This is a genomic window from Nocardia sp. NPDC003693 (genome assembly GCF_053981095.1).
On the sequence record NZ_JBSFNO010000067.1, the window covers coordinates 18,169 to 28,757 of the forward strand.

Sequence of the window (10,589 nt, forward strand, 5' to 3'; positions counted from 1 at the left end):
GCCGCCGTGGTTACCGTCCGAAGGGAAAGACGAACACCCGCAAGCGAATACCGAGGTGGGCCGTGGGCACGGTCAAGGACATCTACGATCCGCAGCTGCATGTGGACGGGCCGATTCACGAGATCTTCGCCGACCTGCGCCGCACCGACCCGGTGCACTGGCAGGACATGCCGGGCGAACCCGGCTACTGGGCGGTGCTGCGGCACGCCGATGTGTCGTACGTGGCGCGCAACCCGCGACTGTTCTCGGCCGAGATCGGCGGGGTGGTGCTCGAGAATCAGCCGCCCGAACGGCTCGAGACCACCCGCAACATGCTGCTCATGATGGACCCGCCCCGGCACACCGACTACCGCAAACCCCTGGCCGAGCACTTCAAGTCGCGGGTCATCGGCGAGCTGGAGGACCGGGTCCGCGCCCTGACCGGGCAGCTCCTGGACGGCGTCGAGGGCGAGGTCGAGTTCGTACACGACGTGGCGGGCGTGCTGCCGAGTCAGGTGGTGGGCGGGCTGTTCGGCATCCCCGAGGCCGACTGGCCCGACATCCGGCGGTGGGCCGAACAGTCCACCAGCCAGCAGGATCCGGAACTGATCGGCGATTTCGACACCACCGCCGATCTGACCAAGATGGCCGTCTACGCGATCCAGTTCGCGATGGCCCGCCGCGCCGGGGAGCCCGAGCCCGACCTCACCTCGCTGATCCTCGATGGCGAGTTCGGCGGAAAAACCATGTCGGAGCTGGAGTTCGGCAGCTTCTTCACCCAGCTGGTGATCGCCGGGAACGACACCACCAAGACCATGCTGTCCTCCGGATTGCAGCTGCTGCTCGAACATCCGGATCAGTTGCGCGAGCTGCGCGCCGACCCCGCGCTGATTCCCGGCGCGGTCGAGGAGATCCTGCGGTACGCCAATCCGCTGCACTACTTCCGGCGCACGGCCACCGCAGACACCGAGATCAACGGCGTGCCCGTGAAATCCGGTGACAAGGTCGCCATGTGGTACACCTCGGCCAATCGCGACGAGACGGTGTTCACCGACCCGCAGCGCTTCGACATTCACCGAAATCCCAACCCGCACCTGTCCTTCGGGCTGGCCCAGCACTTCTGCCTCGGGGTGCACCTGGCCCGGATGGAGGGGCGGGTGTTCTTCGAGGAGCTGCTCGCCCGCTTCCCGGTGATCGAGCAGACCGGTGAGTCCCGGCGCATCCGCTCCAACCTGAACAACGGCCTGAAGTCGCTGCCGATTCGATTGTCACGCTGAGCGTTCCGGCACGGATCGCGAGACGGGCCGCCCGTGCGGTCCGTCCGCGAAGCGCCGGGGCAGCCGCCCCCCGCTACACCGCGACGATCAGATCCCGCAGCTCGTACCCCGAGATCTCCGGCTTCATCGTCACCCGCGGCGGATTCTCCATCCGGAGCCCGTCCAGCGCGAACAGCTTGCCCAGGAAGATCTCCGACTCCTGCAGCGCGATGTGCGCCCCCGGGCATTTGTGTGGCCCGTCGCCGAAGGACAGCACCGCGGCCCCGGCGCCGCCGGACAGCGCGCGCCCGGGGCACACGTCCAGGGGCTGGTCCCCGACCACGCCGGGATCCACGTTGGCCACGCTCACCGCGACGTCGACCAGTTCACCCGCCGGAATAGTGGTCCCGCTGGGCAGCGCCACCTCGGACACCGTGCGCCGCTTGATATCGCTGATGACCGGCTCGAGCCGCAGCAGCTCCTGCAGCAGCGCCAGGCGCTCGGCCTCGCCCCCGGCCCGGAAGCGGGCGCGCAGGTCGTCGTCGGTGAACAGGTGCCAGGCCGCGAGATTGATGAACTCGCGCGTGGTGACCATGCCCGCGGCCGCGAAAGTCAGGCATTCGCCGAGGATCTCGCCGTCGGCGCAGCCCTCGTCGATCAGATGCGAGATGAGGTCGTCGCGCCGGGCCTTGCGCCGCACGCGCACGGCCGGGCGCACGTCGTCGAAATAGATTGCCCCCCAAGCCCGCAGCTGCCGCACGTAGCCGAGCAGCCCGGCGATGCTGGTGAATCCGGGCTCGGCGAACTTCTCCGGGAAGAACACCTCGAGCCGCCGGTCGGTACCGGGCTTGCTGTCGGTCAGCCCGATCACCGCCTTGGTCACATCGACCGCCAGCCGGAAACTCATCTGCGACAGATTGGCCCGCCCCTCGGCGCGCAGTGCCGCGATCTCCCGATCGGCGATCTCGTGCATCAGGTCGCGGTAGTGCTCGTCGACGCGCTTGGGCGTGAAGTACCTGGCCGTCTGGCGGCGATGCTCGCGGTGTTCCTCACCGTCGCGGTACAGCACCGGCCGGCGCAGCCGCGCGGGCAGTTTCTCCACCGTCTCGATGCCGAGCCCGGCCTGTACCGTGCCGGTGCTGCGCAGCAGCGCCCGCCCGTCGGCGTAGTCGCGAATCTGCCAGGTGCCCTCGGTATCCCGGTGCACCGGGCAGGCGTCGGTGTCCCCGCGGTCGATCTTGCGCGCTCCAGCCATGCGTCAGTTGTAGCGCACAAGCGTTGGCGCAGCAGCGCATTCGGCCTCAGGGCTGGAACCGGTACCCCATGCCCGCCTCGGTCAGCAGATGTTTGGGCTGCGACGGGTCGTCCTCGAGCTTGCGCCGCAACTGCGCGAGATACACGCGCAGGTAGTGCGTCTCGGTGGCGTAGGACGGCCCCCAGACCTCGCGCAGGATCTCGCGCCGGCCCACCAGCTTGCCGCGATTGCGCACCAGCATCTCGAGCATGCCCCATTCGGTGGGGGTCAGGTGCACGTCGCGGCCCGCCTTGGTGACCTTCTTCGCGGCGAGATCGACCGTGAAGGAGGCGGTTTCGACGATCGGCTCGACCGCGTCGGTGCCGGTGGCCGAGCGCCGGACCGCCGCGCGCAGCCGCGCCAGCAGCTCGTCCATGCCGAAGGGCTTGGTGACGTAGTCGTCCGCGCCCGCGTCCAGGGCCTCCACCTTGTCGGAGGAATCGGTGCGGGCCGAGAGCACGATCACCGGGGTACTCGACCAGCCCCGCAACCCCGCCAGCACCTCGATGCCGTCCATATCGGGCAGGCCCAGGTCCAGGATCACCACGTCCGGGTGCTTCTCCGCGGCCGCGCGCAGGGCCGCCGCGCCGGTGGCGGCGGTGGTGACCTCGTACCCGCGCACCGACAGGTTGATCCGCAGTGCGCGCAGGATCTGTGGTTCGTCGTCGACCACCAGGACCTTGGTCGGCGCGGGCGCCGCGTTCGTCACTCGTTCTCCTGTTCGTCACAGGCGGCCAGGTCGATGACCATGGTCAGACCGCCGCCGGGGGTGGGTTCGGCGTGCACGGCGCCGCCCATGGCGTCCACGAAACCGCGCACCACCGACAGGCCGAGTCCGACGCCGGTGGAATTGTCGCGATCGCCGAGCCGCTGGAACGGCTCGAAGAGCTGGTCCTCCATACCGCTGGGCACGCCGGGCCCGTTGTCGGACACGGTGATCGCGACCCGCCGCCCGGTGCGCTCGGCGACCACCCGCACGGGCGCGGCGGCGGGGGAGTACCGCACGGCGTTGTCGATGAGATTGGCCAGCACCCGCTCCAGCAGCCCGGCGTCGGCGCGCACGCACACCGAGTCCACGGCGACCTCGACGCGCCGCATCGCCGTGCGCCGCAGGCCGCGCGTGCCCATACCCATGAGCGCGTGGTGCACGACCTCGTCCAGGTAGACCCGGCGCAGCTGCGGCCGCACCACCCCGGCGGCCAGGCGCGAGGAGTCGAGCAGGTTGCCGACCAGGGTCGTGAGCTGATCCACCGATTCCTCGATGGTCTCGAGGAGTTCGGCGGTGTCCTCGGGCGAGAACTCCACGTCGTGGCTGCGCAGGCTCGACACCGACGCCTTGGCCGCGGCCAGCGGGGTGCGCAGATCATGACTGACCGCCGAGAGCAGCGCGCGGCGCAGCTTGTCCGCCTCCAGAACCGCCTGCGCCGCACCGGCTTCGGCCTGCAGGCGCTGGCGCTGCACCAGTCCCGCCGCCTGGTCGGCGACCGCGCCGAGCACGAGCCGATCGCCCGCGGTGACCGGGCGCCCGCGCAGCAGCAGCCGGTGCGTGTCGTCGCCCGCCTCCACCACGGTCTCGCCGGCGGTCGCGACGCGCGGGGGATTCTCGCCCACCGAGGCCACGATCCACGGTTCGAACCCGTCGCGCGCGTCCGTGCCCGGTTCGCGGGCCTCGGCCTCGTGCTCGGCCCCCGCGTCCTCGATCAGGCTGACCGCGTCCTGCCGGAAGGTCTCGCGCACCCGTTCCAGCAGCGCGGGCAGATCCGCCCCGCGTAGCACCGAGCCCGCGAACAGCGTCAGCAGCTCGGCCTGGCGGGAAGCCTTGCGCGCCTCCCGGCTTCGTTTTGCCGCCACGTCGACCAGCGCGGAGACCGCGACCGCGACCACGAGCAGCACCACGATGGTCAGGAAGTTGTCGAGTTCGGCGACGGTGAGACTGTGCCGCGGCGTGGTGAAGAACCAGTTCAGCAGCAGCCCGGACAGCAGGGCGGACAGCACCGCGGGGGCGATGCCGCCGAACAGCGCCACCGCGACGACGCCGATGAAGAACACCGCGCTCTCCCCGCCCAGGGCCAGCCAGCGATCGAGCCACAGCGCGGTGACGCCGCAGATGATCCACGGCACGCCGATCGCCGCGATCCAGGCGCTGAGCGCGCCCTCGCGGCGGGTGGGCGGGCGCAGGCGCAGGCCCCGCGCGGCCTCCTCGTGGGTGACCATGTGCACGTCGATCTTTCCCGACCGCTGTACCACCCGGGCCCCGATGCCCTCGTCCAGGGCGCGGGCCCAGCGCGAGCGCCGCGAGGTGCCCAGCACCAGCTGGGTGGCGTTGATCTGGCGGGCGAAGTCCAGCAGCGCCCCGGGCACGTCGTCACCGGTGACGGTGTGCAGCGCGGTGTCCAGGCCGGTCGCCAGGTCGCGCAGCCGGGTGAGCCGCTGCGGGGAGACCCCGGCCAGGCCGTCGCCCCGGACCACGTGCACGACAACCAGTTCCGCGCTGGATTTGGCCGCGATCCGGCTCGCGCGCCGGACCAGCGTCTCGGATTCGGGGCCGCCGGTCACCGCGACCACGAGGCGTTCGCGCGCCTCCCAGATATCGGTGATCCGGTGGTCCGCACGGTATTTGGCGAGCGCCGCGTCGACCTGGTCGGCCAGCCACAGCAGCGCCAGTTCGCGCAGCGCGGTCAGGTTGCCGGGCCGGAAGTAGTTCCGCAGCGCCGCGTCGACCTTGGTGGCCGCGTACACGTTGCCGTGGGAGAGCCTGCGCCGCAGGGCTTCCGGGGTGATGTCGACCAGTTCGACCTGATCGGCGCCGCGCACCACCCGGTCCGGCACGGTCTCGCGCTGCACCACCCCGGTGATCTGCTCGACCACGTCGTTGAGGCTCTCGAGATGCTGCACGTTGACCGTGGACACCACGTCTATTCCGGCGTCGAGCAACTCCTGGACGTCCTGCCAGCGCTTCTCGTTCTTGCTGCCGGGCACGTTGGTGTGCGCGAGTTCGTCCACCAGCACGACCGCGGGCGCGCGGCGCAGCACCGCGGGCACGTCCAGCTCCGGCATGGCCGCGCCGCGATACTCGATCAGCCGGGGCGGGATTCGCTCGATGCCCTCGAGCAGTTCCGCGGTCTTGGACCTGCCGTGCGTCTCCACGACCGCGGCCACCACGTCGCGCCCGCGTTCGAGGCGCCGATGTGCTTCGGAGAGCATCGCGAAGGTCTTGCCCACCCCCGGCGCCGCGCCGAGATAGATGCGGAGTTGGCCGCGCTTCACTTGTCCGGCGTGGCGCGGTGCGCGGGTAGTTCCGGGCGGGCCGGGCGTACGCGCGCGGGGCGCGGCCCGGTCGTGGCCAGGACGCGCAGCATCAGCGCGACGCTCAGAAAACCGAATATCACCAGCATTGCGTAAGCGATGTCCGGCACAGTGTCTCCTCGAATGGTTCCGTTCGGCCCAGCCGAGCCGATGTCCGGACTCGGGCGGGTTCTCCCTGTTTACCGGCGCGCGGCCCGCGGACGGACGTCCTGACGGTTTCTTTACGGGCGCGCGCCCGATGTTGACGGTATCGATCCGGCCGGGGCGAGCAGGGTGGCCTCGGTCCAGTTCGCGGGGGCGGGCCCGAAGGTCTTGCGCCCGTTGGCGATAACGGCCCGGCCGAGTGCGTGATTGCCGACGCCCCCGATCACCGCGCCGATGCCGGCGGGCAGCACCTTGCCGAACATCAGCACACCGCGCTTGATGATGAATCCGGCGATGAACCGGCGCGCCATGGCGTTGTCGATGTTGCGCACGATCGGGAGCTTGTCGGCCACGGTCGAGGCCCAGTCCCGGGCGGATTGGCTCGCGCTCTTGCCGAGCATCTCCGCCCCGCCCTCGCCCAGGACGACGCCGACCACGAGTGTGCGGCGCTGCTTGGGCTGCAGCTTGTCCATGCCGTGCACCGCGCCCACCGAGGCCGCGTACAGCGCGGAAGCCTCCAGGAAGAACACCGATTCCACACCGCTGACCGCCAGTCCGACCAGGGTGCCGACCCCCGGGACCGCCGCGCTCAGCCCGGCGAGCGTGCCGCTGGTGGTGACCAGGGCGAGGTACCGCCAGCGCAGTCCCTGCTCGATCTCCTCGGGGGACCGGCTCGGATGCTTGCGGCGCAGCCTGTCGACGTACTTGGCCGCCAGCGGAACCTGTATGCCTGTACCGCCGCGGACCGCCAATTCCATGGACTTCTGTACAGCGCGTTCGAACATCGCGGTCCCTTCGGTCACGGCTCGCGCCGGATCGCGAGCCTGGTCCTGACGGTTTCCTTACGGTTTCACGCCGGGACTCGACAGTTCCCCCCGACACTCCGGGCAAACCTGTAAACGGAGCGTCAAGGCCGTGATCCGCACCGCAAAGAAGTCGTCAAGGACCTCGTCCGGGCGCACGGCAGCGGTTTGACTCACTCGGTCGCGGCTCGTGATCGCGGCATCCAGAGAGAGGTTTCGAACATGTCCGTCGTGGTGTTCACCGTGCTGACCGTGGCGATCTTCGCCCTGCTCGGCCTGATCCAGCGCGGGGTGGAACGGCTGTGACGCAGAACGTCATCGGTCTCGTTCTGGCCGTCGGCATCGCCGTCTTCCTGATCGCGGCGCTGCTGTTCCCGGAAAGGTTCTGAGTGAGCACGACAACAGCGGGGATCGTCTTCGCGGCGACCCTGGTCCTCGCGCTGGCCCTGGTACACGTGCCGCTGGGCGATTACATGTGCCGGGTGTACAGCGGCACCGAGCATTCCCGAGCCGAGCGCGGCATCTACCGCCTCATCGGCGTACAGCCCGGCGTCGAGCAGACCTGGGCCGTCTACGCGCGCAGCGTGCTCGCCTTCTCCGCGGTGAGCATCCTGTTCCTGTTCTTCTTCCAGTTGCTCCAGGGCACACTGCCGCTGCACCTGAACGACCCGGCCACCGAGATGACCCCGGCGCTGGCCTGGAACACCGCGGTCAGCTTCGTCACCAACACCAACTGGCAGAACTACTCCGGTGAATCGACCCAGGGCCACCTGGTGCAGATGGCCGGACTCGCGGTGCAGAACTTCGTCTCCTCGGCGGTCGGCATCGCCGTCGCCATGGCGCTCGTGCGCGGCTTCGCCCGCAGGCACACCGGCGATCTCGGCAACTTCTGGGTGGATCTTGTGAGGGGAACCATCCGGATTCTGCTGCCGCTCGCCTTCGTGTTCGCGATCGTGCTCGTCGCCGGCGGCGTGATCCAGAACTTCCAATTGCACGACGAGGTGGCATCGACCATCGCCGGTGGGTCACAGACCATTCCGGGCGGACCGGTCGCGAGCCAGGAGGTCATCAAGGAACTCGGCACCAACGGCGGCGGCTTCTACAACGCGAACTCCGCGCATCCGTTCGAGAACCCGAACTCCTGGACCAACTGGCTGGAGATCTTCCTGCTGCTGGTGATCTCCTTCTCGCTGCCGCGCACCTTCGGTCGCATGGTCGGCAGCACGAAGCAGGGCTTCGCGATCGTGGCGGTCATGGGCGCCATCGCCCTGGGCAGCACGCTTCTGACCAACCTGTTCCAGCTGCAGCACCACGGCACCGTGCCCACCGCCGTCGGATCCTCGCTCGAGGGCGTGGAAACCCGCTTCGGCGTATCGAATTCGGCGACCTTCGCCGCGGCGACGACGCTGACCTCCACCGGCGCGGTGGACTCGTTCCACGACTCGTACACGAGCCTCGGCGGCATGATGACCATGTTCAACATGCAGCTCGGCGAGGTCGCGCCGGGCGGCACCGGCTCGGGTCTGTACGGGATGCTGATCCTGGCGATCATCACGGTCTTCGTCGCCGGGCTCATGGTCGGCCGCACCCCGGAGTACCTGGGCAAGAAGATCACCCCGCGCGAGATCAAACTGGCCGCGAGCTACTTCCTGATCAGCCCGCTCCTCGTGCTGGTCGGCACCGCCGTTGCCATGGCCATGCCGGGGCAACGGGCGAGTATGGCCAACTCCGGACCGCACGGGCTCTCGGAAGTGCTCTACGCCTTCACCTCCGCCGCCAACAACAACGGTTCGGCCTTCGCCGGCCTGTCCGGCAATACCGAGTGGTACAACACCGCGCTCGGACTGGCCATGGTGTTCGGCCGCTTCCTGCCGATCATCTTCGTTCTCGCACTGGCCGGTTCGCTGGCACAGCAGGGCACGACCCCCGAATCGATCGGCACGCTCCCGACCCATCGGCCGCAGTTCGTGGGCATGGTCGTCGGCGTGACCCTCATCCTGGTCGCCCTGACCTTCCTGCCCGCGCTCGCGCTCGGGCCGCTCGCCGAAGGAATCCACTGACATGTCTGCTCCCACTATCGAACCGGGAACGACGGCCGCGGCCGAACCACCCCAGGGACGGGTCTCCAGCGGACTGTTCGATCCGCAGTTGCTGCTGAAGTCGTTGCCGGACGCCTTCCGCAAACTGGATCCGCGCACCCTGTGGCGCAATCCCGTCATGCTGATCGTCGAGATCGGCGCGGCGTACTCCACGGCTCTGGCCATCGCCGACCCGTCCTTCTTCGGCTGGGCCATCGTCGTATGGCTCTGGGCGACGGTGCTTTTCGCCAATCTCGCCGAGGCCGTCGCCGAGGGCCGGGGCAAGGCGCAGGCCGACACCCTGCGCAAGGCCAAGACCGACACCGTCGCGCGCAGGCTGGCGAACTGGTCGCCGGGCGCGCGGGTGGTCGAGGAGCGGGTGGCCGCTGTCGATCTGCAACGCGGTGACTTCGTGGTCGTGGAGGCCGGTCAGGTCATCCCGGGCGACGGCGACGTCGTGGAAGGCATTGCCTCGGTGGACGAATCGGCCATCACCGGCGAATCCGCGCCGGTGATCCGGGAGTCCGGCGGCGACCGTTCCGCGGTCACCGGCGGCACCACCGTGCTGTCCGACCGCGTGGTCGTCAAGATCACCCAGGAGCCGGGCAGGAGCTTCATCGACAAGATGATCGCGCTCGTGGAGGGCGCGAGCCGGCAGAAGACGCCGAACGAGATCGCGCTGAACATCCTGCTCGCGGCGCTCACGATCATCTTCGTGTTCGCCGTGGTCACCCTGCAGCCGCTGGCCATCTACTCCAAGACGAGCCTGCCCGGCGTGCCGGACAGCATCGCCATCGACGGCAACGGCATCGGCGGCATCGTCATGGTCTCGCTGCTGGTGTGCCTGATCCCGACCACCATCGGCGCGCTGCTGTCGGCCATCGGCATCGCCGGTATGGACCGGCTGGTGCAGCGCAACGTGCTCGCCATGTCCGGCCGCGCGGTCGAGGCCGCGGGCGATGTGAACACCCTGCTGCTGGACAAGACCGGCACCATCACCCTGGGCAATCGCCAGGCGTCGGCCTTCGTGGCCATGCCGGGCGTGAGCGAGGACGAGATCGCCGACGCGGCACAGCTTTCCAGCCTCGCCGACGAGACGCCCGAGGGCCGCTCGATCGTGGTGTACGCCAAGACCGCGTACAACAAGCGCGAGCGCACCCCCGGTGAGCTGACCGGGGCCACCTGGGTGGAATTCACCGCCCAGACCCGCATGTCGGGTGTGGACCTGGCCGGCAAGCATCAGCTGCGCAAGGGCGCGGCCGGTGCGGTGACCGAATGGGTGCGCCTGCACGACGGTTCGGTTCCGGCCGAACTCGGGCAGGCTGTCGACGGTATCTCGGCCTCGGGCGGCACGCCGCTGGTGGTCGCCGAGATCAAGGACGGCACCGCCAGACTGCTCGGCGTCATCCACCTCAAGGATGTGGTCAAGCAGGGCATGCGCGAACGGTTCGACGAGATGCGCCGCATGGGCATCCGCACCGTCATGATCACCGGCGACAATCCCCTGACCGCCAAGGCGATCGCCGACGAGGCGGGCGTGGACGACTTCCTCGCCGAGGCCACGCCGGAGGACAAGCTGGCGCTGATCAAGCAGGAGCAGGCCGGTGGCCGGCTGGTCGCCATGACCGGCGCTGCCACACCCGGGCCTTCACGTCCTGGGCCGCGCTCACCGCGCACGCCCTGGAGTGGTTGTCGGACAACCCCGATCAGCGCGAGTTGCTCAGCCGCG

The 10,589-nt window shown here is 69.4% G+C and carries 10 protein-coding genes; 5 read left to right on the forward strand and 5 right to left on the reverse strand.

Annotated features, from left to right (window positions below):
• Positions 1 to 62: 62 nt before the first annotated feature.
• Positions 63 to 1,256: a cytochrome P450 gene (locus ACWDOP_RS38035; RefSeq protein WP_456348949.1), complete on the forward strand. Its 1,194-nt coding sequence runs from the start codon at positions 63 to 65 to the stop codon at positions 1,254 to 1,256.
• 73 nt (positions 1,257 to 1,329) lie between these two features.
• Here ACWDOP_RS38035 and ACWDOP_RS38040 read toward each other — a convergent pair whose 3' ends face one another.
• The 5 genes from ACWDOP_RS38040 to ACWDOP_RS38060 form a co-directional block, all read right to left on the reverse strand.
• Positions 1,330 to 2,490 carry a cytochrome P450 gene (locus tag ACWDOP_RS38040; protein WP_456348950.1) on the reverse strand — a complete coding sequence of 387 codons (1,161 nt, stop codon included), beginning with the start codon at positions 2,488 to 2,490 and terminating at the stop codon, positions 1,330 to 1,332.
• 46 nt (positions 2,491 to 2,536) lie between these two features.
• Positions 2,537 to 3,238 carry a response regulator gene (locus ACWDOP_RS38045; protein WP_456348951.1) on the reverse strand — a complete coding sequence of 234 codons (702 nt, stop codon included), beginning with the start codon at positions 3,236 to 3,238 and terminating at the stop codon, positions 2,537 to 2,539.
• Positions 3,235 to 5,796 (reverse strand): ATP-binding protein, encoded by a 2,562-nt coding sequence (locus tag ACWDOP_RS38050; RefSeq protein ID WP_456348952.1) that lies wholly within the window; start codon positions 5,794 to 5,796, stop codon positions 3,235 to 3,237. Before ACWDOP_RS38050 ends, ACWDOP_RS38045 begins: the two co-directional genes overlap by 4 nt.
• A complete protein-coding gene (locus tag ACWDOP_RS38055; protein WP_454205988.1) occupies positions 5,793 to 5,945 on the reverse strand; it encodes a hypothetical protein in 153 nt (50 codons plus the stop codon). The genes ACWDOP_RS38050 and ACWDOP_RS38055 overlap by 4 nt, the downstream gene beginning before the upstream one ends.
• 111 nt (positions 5,946 to 6,056) lie before the next feature.
• On the reverse strand, positions 6,057 to 6,764 hold the full coding sequence (locus ACWDOP_RS38060) for a hypothetical protein (RefSeq protein WP_456348953.1): 708 nt from the start codon (positions 6,762 to 6,764) through the stop codon (positions 6,057 to 6,059).
• A 186-nt stretch (positions 6,765 to 6,950) separates the two neighbouring features.
• Between ACWDOP_RS38060 and ACWDOP_RS38065 the strand changes: the two genes are divergently transcribed.
• The 4 genes from ACWDOP_RS38065 to kdpB form a co-directional block, all read left to right on the forward strand.
• A complete protein-coding gene (locus ACWDOP_RS38065; RefSeq protein WP_454205984.1) occupies positions 6,951 to 7,088 on the forward strand; it encodes a hypothetical protein in 138 nt (45 codons plus the stop codon).
• Positions 7,085 to 7,171 (forward strand): K(+)-transporting ATPase subunit F, encoded by an 87-nt coding sequence (gene kdpF, locus ACWDOP_RS38070; RefSeq protein ID WP_454206118.1) that lies wholly within the window; start codon positions 7,085 to 7,087, stop codon positions 7,169 to 7,171. Before ACWDOP_RS38065 ends, kdpF begins: the two co-directional genes overlap by 4 nt.
• Positions 7,172 to 8,842 (forward strand): potassium-transporting ATPase subunit KdpA, encoded by a 1,671-nt coding sequence (gene kdpA / locus ACWDOP_RS38075; RefSeq protein WP_456348954.1) that lies wholly within the window; start codon positions 7,172 to 7,174, stop codon positions 8,840 to 8,842.
• 1 nt (position 8,843) lies between these two features.
• Positions 8,844 to 10,589 (forward strand): potassium-transporting ATPase subunit KdpB (gene kdpB, locus ACWDOP_RS38080; RefSeq protein WP_456348955.1); only part of this gene is annotated, 1,746 nt, incomplete at its 3' end.

Coding starts and splice junctions, on each gene's coding strand:
- ACWDOP_RS38040 (WP_456348950.1), bottom strand. CDS start 2,490: ATGGCTGGAGCGCGCAAGATCGACCGCGGGGACACCGACGCCTGCCCG.
- ACWDOP_RS38060 (WP_456348953.1), bottom strand. CDS start 6,764: ATGTTCGAACGCGCTGTACAGAAGTCCATGGAATTGGCGGTCCGCGGC.